General features: G+C 55.4%; 13 protein-coding genes. 5 read left to right on the forward strand and 8 right to left on the reverse strand.

Features of this window, described 5'->3' with window-relative positions:
* Positions 1-35 precede the first annotated feature (35 nt).
* From trxA to ACFE7X_RS18735, 4 genes are all read left to right on the forward strand, one after another.
* Positions 36-344, forward strand: a complete 309-nt coding sequence (gene trxA / locus ACFE7X_RS18720) for a thioredoxin (protein WP_375437213.1) — start codon at positions 36-38, stop codon at positions 342-344.
* Positions 345-452: 108 nt separating this feature from the next.
* Positions 453-2,822, forward strand: coding sequence for a TonB-dependent receptor domain-containing protein (locus ACFE7X_RS18725; RefSeq protein WP_375437214.1), 2,370 nt, complete (start codon positions 453-455; stop codon positions 2,820-2,822).
* Between the two features lie 48 nt (positions 2,823-2,870).
* The gene (locus tag ACFE7X_RS18730) at positions 2,871-3,710 is read left to right on the forward strand and encodes a DUF4249 domain-containing protein (RefSeq protein WP_375437215.1); all 840 of its coding nucleotides are present in this window, start codon (positions 2,871-2,873) and stop codon (positions 3,708-3,710) included.
* A gap of 85 nt (positions 3,711-3,795) precedes the next feature.
* Positions 3,796-4,221 carry a lipocalin family protein gene (locus ACFE7X_RS18735; RefSeq protein ID WP_375437216.1) on the forward strand — a complete coding sequence of 142 codons (426 nt, stop codon included), beginning with the start codon at positions 3,796-3,798 and terminating at the stop codon, positions 4,219-4,221.
* A gap of 103 nt (positions 4,222-4,324) precedes the next feature.
* Here ACFE7X_RS18735 and ACFE7X_RS18740 read toward each other — a convergent pair whose 3' ends face one another.
* The 3 genes from ACFE7X_RS18740 to ACFE7X_RS18750 all read right to left on the reverse strand — a co-directional run bounded on the left by ACFE7X_RS18740 (position 4,325) and on the right by ACFE7X_RS18750 (position 8,677).
* Positions 4,325-5,143: a purine-nucleoside phosphorylase gene (locus tag ACFE7X_RS18740; protein WP_375437217.1), complete on the reverse strand. Its 819-nt coding sequence runs from the start codon at positions 5,141-5,143 to the stop codon at positions 4,325-4,327.
* 161 nt (positions 5,144-5,304) lie between these two features.
* On the reverse strand, positions 5,305-7,062 hold the full coding sequence (gene sppA, locus ACFE7X_RS18745) for a signal peptide peptidase SppA (protein ID WP_375437218.1): 1,758 nt from the start codon (positions 7,060-7,062) through the stop codon (positions 5,305-5,307).
* Positions 7,063-7,339: 277 nt separating this feature from the next.
* Positions 7,340-8,677, reverse strand: coding sequence for a replication-associated recombination protein A (locus tag ACFE7X_RS18750; protein ID WP_375437219.1), 1,338 nt, complete (start codon positions 8,675-8,677; stop codon positions 7,340-7,342).
* Positions 8,678-8,864: 187 nt separating this feature from the next.
* Here ACFE7X_RS18750 and ACFE7X_RS18755 point away from each other — a divergent pair, with 187 nt between their 5' ends.
* Positions 8,865-9,800, forward strand: coding sequence for a DMT family transporter (locus tag ACFE7X_RS18755; protein WP_375437220.1), 936 nt, complete (start codon positions 8,865-8,867; stop codon positions 9,798-9,800).
* Positions 9,801-9,931: 131 nt separating this feature from the next.
* On the opposite strand, the gene ACFE7X_RS18760 is transcribed toward ACFE7X_RS18755, so the two are convergent.
* From ACFE7X_RS18760 to carA, 5 genes are all read right to left on the reverse strand, one after another.
* Positions 9,932-10,249: a hypothetical protein gene (locus tag ACFE7X_RS18760; RefSeq protein WP_375437221.1), complete on the reverse strand. Its 318-nt coding sequence runs from the start codon at positions 10,247-10,249 to the stop codon at positions 9,932-9,934.
* 122 nt (positions 10,250-10,371) lie between these two features.
* The gene (locus ACFE7X_RS18765; RefSeq protein ID WP_375437222.1) at positions 10,372-11,316 is read right to left on the reverse strand and encodes an N-acetylornithine carbamoyltransferase; all 945 of its coding nucleotides are present in this window, start codon (positions 11,314-11,316) and stop codon (positions 10,372-10,374) included.
* Between the two features lie 77 nt (positions 11,317-11,393).
* Complete coding sequence (gene carB, locus ACFE7X_RS18770) at positions 11,394-14,624, reverse strand: carbamoyl-phosphate synthase (glutamine-hydrolyzing) large subunit (RefSeq protein ID WP_375437223.1); 3,231 nt, start codon at positions 14,622-14,624, stop codon at positions 11,394-11,396.
* A gap of 105 nt (positions 14,625-14,729) precedes the next feature.
* Positions 14,730-15,098, reverse strand: a complete 369-nt coding sequence (locus ACFE7X_RS18775; RefSeq protein WP_375437224.1) for a hypothetical protein — start codon at positions 15,096-15,098, stop codon at positions 14,730-14,732.
* A 137-nt stretch (positions 15,099-15,235) separates the two neighbouring features.
* Positions 15,236-16,234: glutamine-hydrolyzing carbamoyl-phosphate synthase small subunit (carA, locus tag ACFE7X_RS18780; protein ID WP_375437225.1), on the reverse strand; the 999-nt coding region annotated here is incomplete at its 5' end.

Raw genomic sequence — 16,234 nt, forward strand, 5'->3', positions numbered from 1 at the left:
AGCCTGCGGCCGAACCCATCCAACTGCCACTCCTTATGCCGAAAAAATCTTTCTCCGAACTTATCAATAGCCCTGGAATGCCGGTACTGGTTGATTTCTACGCTGATTGGTGTGGCCCCTGCAAAACGATGGCACCCATTCTCGAGCAGGTGGCGGCGCAGCACCAGGGCAAACTCAAAATCGTTAAGATAGACGTGGACCGGAACCCCGCGGCGGCGCAGCAGTTCCGCGTGCAGGGCATTCCAACGCTGATTTTGTTTCATAAAGGCCAGCCTGTATGGCGGAAGTCGGGCGTGGTAGCAGCCCCGCAGCTCAGCCAAGCAGTACAACCCTTTCTCGGATAAGTGCCTCTTGTGAGAAAAGGAACGGTCGCGCTACAAACTATCCAGTGGAGCAGGGCGTTAGGTACTACGTCGCCTACCTTTGTGGGCGCCAGCACTTACTTTTCTCGAATGCGTTTATCTGTTCTATTACTTGTTCTCGGCTTTTTCAACCTTCTACTTATTCTCCCGGCAACGGCTCAGTCGACGGGTGGTTATAAATTAAGCGGCTACGTGCGAACTGCCAGCAACCGGGAAATTTTGCCCGGCGCCTCGGTTACCGTACCCGCGCTGGGCTCGGGCGTTACTACGGATGCGGCGGGTTTCTACTCGCTGGTGTTGCCCGCCGGCCGGTACCAGGTAGTGGTTTCCTTTATTGGCTATCAAAACCAGACGCGAGAACTGAACCTCACGCGCGACCAGAAGGTGTCGTTCAACTTGCCGGAATCGACTAACACGCTGAATGAGGTGGTAGTGGAAGGCTCGGGCACGCTAGAGCAGAAGCTGCAAACCACCCAAATGAGCGTGGAGCGCCTCACGGCCAAAGAAGCTAAGCTGCTGCCGGCTCTGTTCGGCGAGGTCGATATCCTAAAAACCCTGCAACTCAAGCCAGGCGTGCAAAACGGGGGCGAAGGCACCAGCGGTTTGTTTGTGCGCGGCGGTTCCAGCGACCAAAACTTGGTGCTCGTCGATGATGCGCTGGTGTATAATCCGAGCCATCTATTCGGTCTGTTTTCGGTGTTCAACCCGGATGCCATTGCCAGCGTCGACTTGTATAAGGGCGGCTTTCCGGCCCAGTATGGCGGGCGCCTGTCGTCGGTAATTGATGTGAAGCTGCGCGAAGGCAGCAAGGAGAAGCTTGGCGTGAGTGGTGGCTTGGGCTTGATTTCTTCGCGCCTGACGGTGGAAGGCCCGCTAGTGAAAGACAACCAACCGTCGGCACCGGCCAAAGGCTCGTTTATTGTATCGGGCCGCCGCACATATTTTGATGTCTTCACGCGCCAGATCAACCAACTCAACGACGACGACCCCGAATACGACCCCATTCCCGACTATTACTTCTACGACTTCAACGCCAAAGCCAATTACACACTGGGCCCCAAAGACCAGGTGTTTTTGAGTGGCTACTATGGGCGCGATGCCTTTGGCTTTGCCTCGCAGGGTGGCTTCGACTTCAACTTCACTTGGGGTAATTCGGTGGGCGCAGCCCGCTGGAACCACGTTTTCAACAAGCGACTTTACCTCAACACGACGGTCTCCGTCACCGACTATCAGTACGACGTGACCAACAAGCTAGACCAGTTCAGCTTTAATCTGGCCTCTGATATCCGGGACTATTCCGTCCGCACCGACCTCGACTACGCCCCCAACGACAAGCACGCCCTCAAGTTTGGAGTGCAAGCCACCACCCACCGCTTTGGGGTGGGCCGCCTGCAAGCCGGCTCCGGCGACGGCCGCCTCAACATCGGCTCCGACGTGAATTATCGCGGGCAGGAAGGTGCCGTATATGCTTCCGACAATTTCAAGCCTTCCGACAAGTGGCAACTCGAATACGGTTTGCGACTGACCGGCTTTCAAAGCGGCTCCAACGCCTATGGTGGTTTGGAACCCCGCGCGGGCGCACGTTACTCTATCACGCCCAAAACCTCGCTGAAAGCCAGCTACGCCCTGATGTACCAGTACGTGCACCTGGTCACGAACTCCGGCGCTACGCTACCCACTGATATTTGGTATCCATCCCGGCTATCGGTGAAGCCACAACGCTCGCAGCAAGTGGCCACGGGCGTCAGCTTCCTGCTTGGCGATGGCAAGTACTTGCTAACCAATGAGGTGTATTACAAATGGGCGCAGAATCAGGTGGACTTCAAGGACGGCGCGCAGCTGTTCGTGAATCCGGACCTGGATACGGAGTTCCTGTTTGGCAAAGGGTGGGCTTACGGCAACGAGTTGTATCTGGAAAAGAAAACGGGCCGCACAACGGGCTGGCTCGGCTACACCCTATCGTGGAGCAAGCGCCAATTTCCGCCGCAACGCGGAACCAGCGGCATCAATGGCGGCCGCGTGTTCTACCCCAACTACGACCGTCGGCACAATATTACGGCGGTACTCTTGCATCAACTCAACGAGCGGCTGAACCTGACCGCCTCCTTCGTGTACACCACAGGTAATGCTACTACGCTACCCGCGGGCCGCTTTGCCGTGCAGGATGTGTTCGGGGGGGAGGCAGCAGCAGTGCCAGTTTACCCCGACCGTAACTCGTATCGTCTGGCCTCCTACAACCGGCTGGATTTAGGAGTGGTGTGGCGCATGAAACCCAACCGCTGGTTTTCAGAGTCCGACCTGACATTCAGCGTCTATAATGCCTACAACCGCCGCAACCCCTATTTCGTGTACTTCGACCAGATAAGGGAAAACGACGACGCGCCCGTAACTGGTTATCGGGCCCGGCAGGTGTCGCTGTTTCCCGTCATTCCGGCCGTAACCTACAACTTCAAGTTTTAACCACGGACGCAGCCGACTTTAATTTCCAGGATTTATGCTTTTGCTTGTATGCCTGTTTCAGTGAAAACCTATTTGCTTTCTTGGCGCCTGACTTGGCTGTTAGCGCTGGCGCCTTTTACTAGCTGCGACTTGCAGAAGGAAATTGACGTGGACTTGCCTGTTCTACCTGCGCAGTTGGTGGTGGAGTGCTACCTTGAAAACGGCCAAATCCCGCGCCTCACCGTGACGGAAACCGTGCCCTACCTTTCCAATCCCGACCCAGTAGTGCCCGATGATGTTACGGTCCGGCTCACGCTGGCCAACGGGCAGGTGCAAGAACTGCGGTATTTCCCCGGCTATGATCGTATTACGGGCAAAGCCTTCACTCATATTGGCTTGCGACGACTGGTGGCCCGCCCCGGCGACACGTTTAAGCTGGAAGTATCAGACACGAAAGGCCGGCGCGTAACCGGTTCGGCTACCATGCCGACTCGCATTCCCATCGACTCGCTGGAATTCGAGTACAACGATCTTCCGCCTGAATCGCGCGAAGCCTACGTGCTAACCAACTTCCAGGACCCTGCCGGCGTGGGCGACTACTACCGCTTGCAAATTCACCGCGACAGCATTTCTGCCGATCCAGTACTGGACTACGACGTGGATGACCGTCTCAACGACGGCACCAACTTCACCCTTGGCACCAGCTATATCTTCGACCCCGGCGACAGGCTCTTCGTGACGCTCTATCATCTCGACCAGCCTTACTACCTGTTTCGGCAATCGGTGAACGATGCGCGCAACGCGAATGGTAATCCGTTTTCGCAGCCATCGGCCATTAAAAGCACGGTGGAAGGCGGCATTGGTGTGTTCACAGTGCTTAGCTACGAACGAAAGCGACTCAATATTTAACCGATAGTTATTTCGTGTTGCTTGCAACGTCCCTGCTACACTCAGGCTCCCTAAAGCATCCTTGTCACTTTCTATTTTCCAGCTTATGCCTCTTCTACGCTTACCGCTTTTTCTATTCTTGTTTACCTTTATGACCTTAGGCTTAGGAAGTTGCAGCGAAGAAGACCCCGAGCCGGCAATCAGTTACAGCCAGCAGCTCACTACGGGTTCTTGGCGGCTCGATGCTATCCAGATAAGCGGCCAAGCCACCAGCAGCGGCACGGCCATCAAAGACCGATACAGCCTCACCTTCCGCCCCGACGGTACGTACATTGAAAATCAGTTTGTGAACGGCAGCACGTACAATGGCACCTGGATGCTGATGGGCAGCAACACCATCCTGCATTTCACTGATCATAAGGGCGCCAACCACGAATTCATTTTAACGAAGCTCACCGCTTCCGAAATGCGCTACCACTGGACCAACAAGGAAAACAAACAGGAGGAATACGTTTTCACGGCCCAGCCGTAACACAATTCAACTACTCACAAAAAGGCCCGTTCCTGGTTAGGAACGGGCCTTTTTATTCTTTAACACTACTTCTGCTACGAAGTGGCGACTCTGGCCGTAGCACCTACTGCATCCCAACCACAGCTTGCAGCAAGGCCGTGAGGCGGGGCTCAGCGGCGGCGGCTACGCGCAGAATATCGGCTATTGCCACGCGCTTGAGCTTGCCGGGGGAGCATAAGTCGGTGACGACGCTGATGGCCAGCACGGGCAGGCCCATATGCACGGCGGCAATAACTTCAGGCACTGTGCTCATGCCCACGGCGTCGGCCCCGATGGTGCGCAGGTAGCGGTACTCAGCGGGCGTTTCGAGCATGGGGCCGGGCAGGCTGGCGTATACGCCCCGCCGCACTTTATCAGCAAAGCCGAGGGTGCGGGCGGCCTCCTCGGCTTGTTGCAGCAGCGTAGCATCGTAGGGTTCCAGCATGTCGGGGAAGCGGGGGCCTAGCTCGTCGAGATTTTTGCCAACCAGCGGATTGGTAGGTTGCAGGTTGATGTGGTCTTCGAGCAGCATCAAATCCGAGTACTCCATGTCGGGGTGCAAGCCGCCAGCCGCGTTGCTCACGAACAGCTTCTGAATACCCAACAGCTTCATCACGCGCACCGGCAACACCACTTGCTCCATTGTGTAGCCTTCATAGTAATGAAAGCGGCCTTGCATCACCAGCACCTTGCGGCCGGCCAACTCGGCGGCCAGCAGGTTGCCGGAGTGGCTTTCCACCGTCGAAACCGGGAAATTGGGAATCTCGGCGTAGGGAAACGTGTGATGAACGGTCAGGTCCTTGACCAGAGCCCCGAGGCCGGTACCGAGGATAATGCCAAACTCAGGCGTGAAGTCGTGAAGGCGTTGGCGGAGGTAGTCGGCGGCTTGGTGAAGGTGCTGCATGTAGTCGGTTTTCTTGTTGAACTTTAACTAATAAAAGTTGTCATCCTGAGCTTGCGAAAAACCTTACACCCGTAGCGCGAAAATCGTTGTGACAACTATTCGTGCTGGCGGGAAGAGGTCCTTCGCAAGCTCAGGATGACAACCGGTTTTCTACAGATGTGTTACTGAATGTTCACCTCGAACGGCATGCGCATTTGGGTGCCTTTCATTTCCGAGAGCTTTTTGTACTGCTGGTACACGGGGTACATCGGGCCCATTTCTTCTTTTACCAACCGCAATTTCGCTTCTTCACTGAAGCCGCTGAAGATGGATTCGGCGAAGGTTTTCTGGCGCGGCAGTTTCTGGATGCGGTAGTCACCTTCCTTCAGCTTGGCGCGGCGGGCCGCAATGCGCAAGGCATCATCATACGAGCCTAATACGTCAACCAAGCCCCGGGCTTTGGCTTCGGAGCCCGACCACACCCGGCCGGAAGCAAACCCACGCAAACGCTCCACGGGCATGTGGCGACCTTGGGCAGCCTTGGTGGTGAAGTCGGCGTAGATGCGGTTGATTTCGTTTTGGAACTGCGTTTTCTCGAAAGGCGTGAGGGCCCGCGTCACCGTCGGGAAGTCCGAGAACTTGCCGGTCGTTACCCGGTCCGTCGTGATGCCCAGTTTGTCGCGCAGCAGCGGCTCGACGTTGGGCAGCACGCCAAACACGCCGATGCTCCCCGTAATAGTGTTCGGGTGCGCCACGATGGTGTCGCAGCCCATGGCAATGAAGTAGCCGCCACTGGCCGCTACATCCGACATCGAGCAGACAATAGGCTTCACCTTTTTGGTGAGCATCACCTCGCGGTAAATGATGTCGGATGCGAGAGATGAGCCACCGGGCGAGTTTACGCGCAGTACCACAGCCTTCACTTTATCGTCGAGGCGGGCTTTGCGAATGGCTTCCGCGAAACGGGTGCTGCCGATGTTGTCGTTGCCGCCTTTGCCGGTCACGATGTCGCCATCGGCATACACCACGGCAATGCGGTTGCTGCTGCTATTTTCCTCATCGTCGTCGGTTTGGCTGTAGTCGCCGAGGTTCACGAGGCTAAGCTTGTCGTCTTTCTCTACGCCGAGCTTACCTTTCATGTAGTCGAGAGCTTGGTCGTAGTAGCCGAGGTGCGTAACGAGGCCGAGGCGCTTGGCATCATCAGCGTTATGCACCAGCATGGAGTCGGAGATAACTTTGAGACGCGCAGGCGCAATCTTACGCGCCGTGGCCACATTGCCGAGCGTAAAATCGTTGATGGAATTCAGGAACGACGAGGTTTGCAGCCGCGCTGAATCCGACATGTTCTCGCGAAAAAATGGTTCTACGGCGCTTTTGAAAGAGCCTACCCGGAAGATCTGCGGCTGAATACCAGCTTTGTCGAACAGGTTTTTGTAGTACATCGTCTCCGAGCTCAGACCGTTGAACTCCAGCGTACCCTGCGGATTGAGGTAGATGCGGTTGGCTACGGAAGTGAGGTAGTAGCTTTTCTCGGATGCGGCATCGGCATACGCGACAATGAACTTGCCCGACTTCTTGAAGTCGATCAGCGCATTGCGAACTTCCTCCAGCGACGCCATGCCAGCTTGCACCAGTTCCACGTTCAGGAAGATGCCTTTGATGTCGCCATCAGCTTTGGCCCGGCGGATAGTGGCTTTCAGCTGATCCAAACCAATGTTGTCGGCTTGGTTGCTGAACGCGGAGCCGAAGGAATCCCGGCTTTCGCGCTCGGCAATGGGCCGGTCGAGCTTCAGCTCTAGCACCGAGTCGCTTGCTACGGTCACCTCCTTGTCGGAGGAGGCCAGCGCGGCCACAAAGCCCACCAGCAACACCAAGCCAAGCAGGCCTAATATAAAAATGCCGGTGATGGTGGCCAGCACGTACTTAAAGAATTGTCGCATGAAAAGAAGAACAGATTAAACTGATTGAAAGCGAATGACGCAAAAGCAGACGTAACAAGTTGCATTTGCTTTTAATTGGAACAACAACGGCGAGCAAGTTATTCATTCAGGCCACCCGAACTACTGCTTAGCCGAGCGAAATGTCAATACATACTGCCTGATCTGACGCTTGCTAATTGCAGTATGTATCGCAATGCTAGCTTCATCCATTACAACAAAGCAGCAGAAATGTCTGCGGGTTTTTGTCAGGACGCTCCAGAGTCAACTTCTTACCCCATTAATACCCATACTTCTCGCCCCACAGTTGGCGCAGGCGGTCCTGAATTTTGGTTTCGGCGGGGTTATGACCGGGGTGATAGAAGGTGGTGCCGCTGAGCTGCTCGGGCATGAACTCCTGGTAGGCGAAGTTGCCGGGGTAGTCGTGCGAGTACTGGTACTGACCGCCGTAGCCGAGGTCCTTCATGAGCTTGGTGGGCGCATTACGCAGCGGAATCGGAACTGACTGCACGCCTTGCTGCCGCACCAGTGCCCGCGCCTCCCGGATGGCCTTGTAGCTGGCGTTGCTCTTGGGCGAAGTAGCCAGATACACCACCGTTTGCCCTAGGATAATATCGCCTTCCGGCATGCCAATTACCGTGACGGCCTGGAAACAGCTGTTGGCCAGCATCAGGGCGTTTGGGTTGGCCATGCCCACGTCTTCGGAAGCTAGTATGAGCAAGCGCCTTGCTATAAACTTCGGGTCCTCGCCTCCTTCCAGCATCACGGCCAAGTAGTAAAGCGCCGCGTTGGGGTCGGAGCCACGGATGCTCTTGATAAAGGCCGAAATAACATCGTAGTGCATTTCGCCGCCTTTGTCGTAGCGCGCTAGGTGCTGCTGCGCGAGTTGCTGCACTACCTCGTCGGTAATGATGATTTCGTGGGTTTTCGGGTCGGGTCGGCTGGACTCTACTACAATTTCGAGCAGGTTGAGCAGCTTACGGGCGTCGCCGCCGGAGATGGTGAGCAGGGCGCCATACTCGGCTATGCGCACGTTTTTCTGGTTGAGTTGCTCGTCTTCGGTGAGGGCTTTATCAACGAGGTCCGTAAGCACTTCTTTGCTGAGCGGCTCTAGCACGTACACCTGCGCCCGGCTCAGCACGGCCGGAATCACCTCGAACGAAGGGTTTTCGGTGGTAGCGCCAATCAGCGTAACGATACCCTGCTCCACGGCCCCAAGTAGCGCATCTTGCTGGCTTTTGCTGAAGCGGTGTATCTCATCGATAAACAAGATGGTGCCGCGCTGCTTTTTGGCCCGGTCGATTACCTCGCGCACATCTTTCACGCCCGCATTGATAGCGCTCAACGCCACGAATGGTTTGTGTAGCTCCTCGGCTAGCAAGTGCGCCAACGTGGTTTTGCCGACGCCGGGTGGACCCCACAGAATCAAACTCGGCAGACGGCCGGCATTTAGGTAGCGGCGCAATACGCCCTCCGGGCCAATAAGGTGTTGCTGCCCGGCGTATTCATCGAGCGTGCGGGGCCGTCGACGTTCGGCTAGCGGGGCCGTATCGGCTGCTTTGGGGCGCAGGTTGGAAGCAGGTGTGGGTTCGGAATCGAAAAGGGAGCCGGTGGACATAGGATATAAATTCAGGTTGTGAAAGTACGGCAGATGGCGCGCGGAGGCTATGGAAATCTATTTCTGGACCATTTGGCCGTGCCAACTCGCCTGTTAAAAACCGCCCTGCGAGGCTACGTACGGGCGCCACCGAGTGCGGAGCAGATTTGTTGTACCTCGCACCTCATCTGCCGTAACTTTGCGGACAATGAAAAATTCCGTTAAGGTCCACGCGGCCCTGCTTCTGGTGGCCCTGATTTATGCGGCCAATTATAGTATATCTAAGGATGTCATGCCCCGTTATATGGGGCCGTTTGGGCTGGTGCTGTTGCGTATTGTGGGAGCCACACTATTTTTCAGCATCGTCAGTCGCCTAGTAGCGCCCCACGACCGTATCGTTGGCCGCGCCGACAACCTGCGGGCCGTAGCGTGTGGCGTGTTGGGCATTGGGCTCAACCAGTTGCTGTTCTTTTCCGGGCTCAACCTCACTTCTCCCATCAATGCTTCCCTCATTCAAACGGTAGCACCCATCGTGACGGTGTTGGCCTCAGTGGTATTGCTCGGCGAAAAACTGACGCTGCCCCGGTTGCTAGGCATTGTGCTGGCGGGAGCAGGTGCGGCACTCATTATTCTGGGTCGTAGTGGCCCGGTAGCCGTGGCCGGCCAGGACGGTACATTGGGCAATATGTTCATCTTGCTCAACGCTACTGCTTTTGGGGTGTACTTGGTTATTGTGATGCCGCTGATGCGCAAGTACCACCCATTCACGGTGCTGGCCCGCATCTTTCTGGTAGGCGCTGTGTTAGCGGTTCCAGCCGGCTGGCAGCAAGTGCAGGAGCCTAACTATGCTAGTTTTCCACTTAGTATCTGGGCCGCTATTGTCTACATGGTGGTGTGCCTCACTATCCTGGCGTATCTGCTAAACAATTGGGCCTTGAAATACGCCTCCCCTGCTCTGCTCGGTGCCTACATCTACTTGCAGCCTGCCTTAGCCGTGCTTATTGCCGTGAGTTTGGGCAAAGACACGCTCACCCCTGCCAAAGCCTTGCAGGCCTTACTGATTTTCGGGGGTGTATTCCTGGTGAGTCGCAAATCCAAACAGTCGAAGCCTGCCGTCGTGCCACTAAAGACGATGCAAGACTAAAACTGCGGCACGGTTTAACGCAGTTTTCAAGTGCTGCATTTGCAGTGAGTACATTTTGCAAACAAAAAGAAAGCCTGGCCGCCGTAAAGGCAGCCAGGCTTTCTTACGATAGGTGCAGAGCACCTAGGCGTTTACTTGTTAGGGTCAGTCTTTACTTTAGACTTCTTCTTCTTGTCTTTCGACTTCACGTCGGCGTCGGTTGGCATGGTAGTCGTAGCGGGGGTAGCGCTGGTGCTAGACTGGGTTTCAACGGTTGTGGTCGTGGCAGGAGCAGTGCTCATGGTAGGAGCCGTGGTGGGGGTAGTCGTAGTTGCTGGCTGAGTAGCAGGCTGCGGCTGGGTAGTAGTGCTCTGTTGCGGGACCGTAGTAGTCGTGGTGGTCGAAGTTTGCGCGTTGGCGGCAGAAATACCGGTTACGAACACTGCGGCGAGAACAAGTAGCTTTTTCATGAAAAGGGGTTAGGGTGAACTATGCAAAGCCTAGTTGATGAGCTAGACTTTGTTGAGTGCCCTTGAACGAGCGAAGCAGCAAAGAGTTGCGCTACATCACCCATTTGCCCGAATTATACACGTTATTTGAGCAGCTCATGCAGCACCGCCTGCATCGAGAAAACTCGGTTCCCGGCCTCCTGAATCACCAAAGAATTAGGCGAATCCAGAATGGCATCCGATACTTCTACGTTACGACGCACAGGCAGGCAGTGCAGAAATTTAGCGTCGTTGGTGCCCGCCATGTGCTCGGGCGTCAGCATCCAGGAAGGGTCGTTCTCGAGCACTTGGCCATACTGCTCGTAGCTGCTCCAGTTTTTAGCTTGTACAAAGTCGGCGCCTTCCAGGGCTTTCTTCTGGTCGTACTCGATTCGGGCGCCTTTCGTGAACTTCGGGTCTAGCTCGTAGCCTTCGGGATGCGTGATAACCAAGTCCACCCAGTCGATTTCCGAAAACCAGTCGGCAAAGGAATTGGGTACGCACTGCGGTAGGGCGCGCACGTGTGGGGCCCAAGTAAGCACCACCTTCACGCGCTCCTTTTGCTTGAACTCGGCCACTGTTATCAAGTCGGCAAACGACTGCAACGGATGCAGCGTGGCGCTTTCCAGGCTGATAACGGGCACTGTGGCATACTTCCGGATCTTGTTGAACACCACTTCCTGGTAGTCTTCATCCCGATCCTTGAGCGTAGGAAAAGTGCGCACACCTAGCACGTCGCAGTACTGGCTCATCACCGCAATAGCCTCCTTGATATGCTCTTGCGTGCCGCCGTTCATTACGGCACCGTCCGCCATTTCCAGCGTCCAAGAGTCCGCCCCGGCATTTAGCACCCACGCCTGCGCCCCCAGGTTGTAGGCTGCCTTAATAGAGCTAAGGCGCGTACGCAAGCTAGGATTGAAGAAAATTAACCCAACAGTCTTGTTCTTGCCAATGTGCTGGTAGCCGTACGGATTTGCCTTTATTTCAAGAGCTTGCTTGAGCAAAGCGTTATAGTCGCCCGCATCGGCGAAGGAGGTAAAGTTCTTCATAGTAAAGTGTTCTGATTGGCCTGAAGGCAAAAGACCGTCATACTTCGATAAACTTGGTATGACGGTCTTTTCTAGAATTACATTGCCTTGTACTCGTTCCAGCTCTTGATTTTCAAATCTTCAAGCTTCAGTGTGCAGAAAGCTTGGATGAAGGACTTGGCCAGGCGGGCGTTGGTTAGCAGCGGGATGCCGAAGTCAATGGCCGTGCGGCGGATTTTGTAGTCGTTGTCCAGCTCGCCTTTCGACAGGTTCTTGGGAATGTTGATGACCAAGTCGATTTTCTTTTCTTTCAGATACGTCAGCACGTTGGGCTCTACGTGGTCGTCGGGCCAGAAAAGCAGGCTGCTCGGCACGTTATTTTCGGCAAAGAAACGGTGCGTGCCCTGCGTAGCGTAGATGATGTAGCCGCGCTTCACCAGCAGTTCTACCGCCGACAGCAACGCTACTTTCGACTTGATTGGGCCACCGGAAATTAATACCGTTTTCTCTGGAATCTTGTAGCCCACGCTCAGCATCGACTTCAGCAAGGCCTCCTCGGCCGTATCGCCCAAGCAGCCCACCTCGCCGGTCGATACCATGTCCACGCGCAGTACAGGGTCGGCGCCGGGAAGACGTGTGAACGAGAACTGCGGGGCTTTCACGCCCACGAAAGGCAGATCGTACACCCGCTCGCTCTCGTCGCGCTCTACTTTCAAGCCGAGCAACACTTTCGTCGCCTTCTTAATCAGGTTATTGCCCGATACTTTCGACACGAACGGGAAGCTGCGGGAAGCCCGGATGTTGCACTCAATCACGCGGATTTCGCCGTCTTTCTCCAAGAACTGAATGTTGAACGGGCCGCTGATTTCGTAGCGCTTGGCCACCTTCTCGGCAATGATTTTCAGCCTGCGGATGGTACGCACGTACACTTTCTGCGGCGGATAGTACATGGTAGCGTCGCCGGAATGCACACCGGCAAACTCTACGTGCTCGGAAATGGCGTAGCTCACGATTTCACCTTTGGCAGCCACCGCATCCAACTCAATTTCCTTGGCTTCCTGCATGAACTCCGATACCACCACCGGGTATTCGGCACTCACTTCCGTGGCCGCTTTAAGGTAGGACTCCATCTCGAAAGCGTTGGAAACCACGTTCATAGCCGCTCCTGATAGCACATACGAAGGCCGAATCAGCACCGGATAGCCCACTTCCTTCACGAACTCGAACATGGCGTCCATGGAAGTCAGCTCTTTCCAGCGCGGCTGCGCAATGCCGAGCTCGTCCATGATGCTGGAGAACTTGTGGCGGTTTTCGGCTTCGTCGATGCGGGAGGGTGAAGTGCCCAGAATAGGCGCTTGTGCTTCCTGCAAACGAGTGGCTAAGTTGTTGGGAATCTGGCCGCCGGTAGAGAGAATGAGGCCCTCCGGCTGCTCGAACTCCAGTATGTCCATCACCCGCTCGAAGCTCAACTCCTCGAAATACAGCCGGTCACTGACGTCGTAATCCGTCGAAACGGTTTCCGGGTTGTAGTTGAGAATGATGGTTTTGTAGCCTTCTTCGGCTGCCGTTTGCACCGCATTCACACCGCACCAGTCGAACTCCACGGAACTGCCAATGCGGTACACACCCGATCCTAGCACCATCACCGACTTGTCGGTTTCGGGCGCCAGGTCGTTTTCGGTGCCGTGGTAGGTGCTGTAGAGGTAGTTAGTTTTAGCTGGAAACTCGGCCGCCAACGTATCAATTTGCTTGATAACCGGCAGCACACCCAACGCCTTGCGGCGGGCGCGCACCAATAGCTCGTCGGCTTTCACGTCGCCCTCACCGAGCAGTTTCACGGCAATCTGCTGATCCGAGAAGCCGGCTTTCTTGGCGTCCCGCAACAACGTCGTCTCCAAAGCACCAAGGCCGGTGCCGCGCAAGGACGCGAGTTGGTTGCCAAGCTGGAAAATGGTGTACAGGCGCTGCAAAAACCAGTGGTCGATGCGGGTTAGCGCGTGCACTTGGTCGAGCGTGTAGCCCGCCTCGAAAGCATGGTTGATAGCGAAGATGCGCTCCTCGTTCGGCTCACTCAGCAGCTTATCAATAGTGGACTTGTTGACGGTCTCGGGCCGGTTGGCTACAAAGCCACGCTTGCCGGTATCCAGCATGCGCAAGCCTTTCTGAATAGCTTCCTCGAAGGATTTGCCAATGGCCATCACTTCGCCCACGCTCTTCATGGCGCTACCAATCTGCCGGTTTACGCCCTCGAACTTGCTTAAGTCCCAACGCGGCAGTTTCACCACCACATAGTCCAGGGCCGGCTCAAAAAACGCCGTTGTGGTCTGCGTCACGCTGTTTTTCAGCTCCGACAGCGAATAGCCCAAGCTCAGTTTGGCCGCCACAAACGCCAGCGGATACCCTGTTGCCTTGGAAGCCAGCGCCGAAGAACGGGAAAGACGCGCATTCACTTCAATCACGCGGTAGTCCTCAGAAACCGGGTCCAGTGCGTACTGAATGTTGCACTCGCCCACAATGCCGAGGTGCCGGATGGTCTTGATGCCGATACTGCGCAGCTTGTGGTACTCGCGGTTGCTCAGCGTCTGCGAAGGTGCCACCACAATGCTTTCCCCCGTGTGAATCCCGATGGGGTCGAAGTTCTCCATGTTGCAGACCGTGATGCAGTTATCGTACTGGTCGCGCACCACTTCGTACTCCACTTCCTTCCAGCCCTTCAACGATTCTTCCACCAGAATCTGGTCGGAAGTGGTGAAGGATTTTTGAGCCAGCGCCTGCAACTCGTCCATGTTGTTGGCAAAGCCGCTGCCCAACCCGCCCAGCGCAAACGCCGCTCGCACGATGATGGGGAAACCAATTTTTTCGGCCGCCGCCAGCGCGTCGTCCATCGTCGTCACGGCCACGCTGCGAGCCGAGAGCACGCCAATCTGCTCTAGCTTCTCCTTGAAAATATCCCGGTCCTCGGTGTCGATAATCGACTGCACGTGCGTACCTAACACTTTCACTCCGTACTTCTCGAACACGCCCCCACGGAATAAAGCCACGGCGCAGTTCAGTGCGGTTTGTCCGCCAAATGCCACCAGAATGCCATCGGGCTGTTCCTTCTTGATGACTTCCTCCACAAAGAAGGGTGTCACGGGCAGGAAATACACGTCGTCGGCCATGCCATCCGACGTTTGTACTGTGGCAATATTGGGGTTGATAAGGATGGTACGGATACCTTCTTCCTTGAGCGCCTTGAGCGCCTGAGAGCCGGAATAATCAAACTCCCCGGCCTCGCCTATCTTAAGTGCGCCGGAACCGAGAACAAGAACTTTGTTGGGTTTTTCCATTCTAAAGGTTGGGGTAACAGACCGTCATAACGGTCATGCCGAAAGGCAGTCCTGCTGAACTTGCCGAAGCGAGCTGCTTATGAGGGCAGGCTGGCGGCAGTGCTTTTAATCGGTGAAAACGGTGTCGCTCTTTAGCATTTTCCACTCGCGAGATGCCTGTCTGATCACCTGGGTTTTGATGGTTGCGGTAGACTTCTCGCCTTTCAAGATGACTCGAAAGGCGAGCGTATCCTGTTTGGAACCAAGTTTATCAACCTGAAATTTTTTAGAGACAATCTTCCCTGTTCGGCTAAGTATGTGGGGGGAAGTTTTGGCCGTATTCATGGCCGAAAGAACTACGTCTGATTTCTTGCCCAACATTGCTTCGAAGATAGCCTCCTCTTTAAGGTTCTTGATGAAGTAAAACGCCGCGAATGCCGCCGCTCCTAACAACACATACCCCCAGTTCTGCAAACCTCTATTGTTCACCGGCATAAGAGTAGCGCTTTAAGAAGTGATGGGGTTAAGCTTGGCGAAAAACCCTTGTTCTTCCCTTGAGGGAAACTAAAAAGATGCTTGCCTACGACAAACTTCTGTTCGAATAACTAGCTGTTGTGGGTTTGCTTGTGTTGCTACTTAGCGGCTTTATGGTCTGCAACGGCCTTCAAGAAGTCATCGAATAGATACTCCGTATCCTCGGGGCCGCCGGCGGCTTCGGGGTGGAACTGGGTGGAAAAGAACGGCTTGGTTTTGTGGCGGATTCCTTCGCAGGTACCGTCGTTCAGGTTCTCGAATAGCATTTCCCACTCGGCAGGCAGCGTAGCGGTATCCAGCGCAAAGCCATGATTTTGGGAGGTGATGTAGCTGCGCTTGGTGCCGGAAAGCAGCACCGGCTGGTTGTGGCTGCGGTGGCCGTACTTCAGCTTGAACGTGTCGCCGCCAGCCGCTAGGCCCATTAGTTGATTACCAAGGCAAATGCCGAAAATGGGTTTATCAGCCTGTAGAGCCGTACGCAGGTGGCCGATGGTGGCCTCACACATCTTCGGGTCGCCGGGGCCATTGCTTAGGAATAGGCCGTCGTAGTCGATTTCATTGAAATTGTAGTCCCAGGGCACCCGAATCAATTCCACGTCGCGCTCCAGAAAGCAGCGGATAATATTGGTTTTCGTGCCGCAGTCCACCAACACGATTTTGTGCCGGCCCTTGCCGTAGTGCTGCACTTCAGTTTGGCTTACGGCGGCCACTAGGTTGTCCTGGTTGGGGTCGTGAAGTTGAACGTCTTCCTCGGCCACGATTTTGCCGAGCATAGCCCCTTTCTCGCGCAGCTTTTTGGTGAGCATGCGCGTATCCACCCCAAAAATGCCCGGGATGTTGTACTCAGCCAGCCAGTCGCCGAGGCTCTTGGTGGCGTTCCAGTGGCTGTGCTCTTCCGAGTAGTAGTTGACCACCAGCCCGGCAATATGGATCTTGTCAGACTCGAAAATCTTGGAAATCGACTCGTACAGTTCTTCGCCGGGTACGCCGTAGTTGCCCACCATCGGATAGGTGAGTACCAGGATCTGGCCGGCAAAAGATGGGTCGGTGAGGTTTTCGGGGTAGCCCGTCATGGCCGTGCTAAACACCACTTCGCC

The sequence above is a fragment of the uncultured Hymenobacter sp. genome, assembly GCF_964242765.1.
GTDB lineage: Bacteria > Bacteroidota > Bacteroidia > Cytophagales > Hymenobacteraceae > Hymenobacter.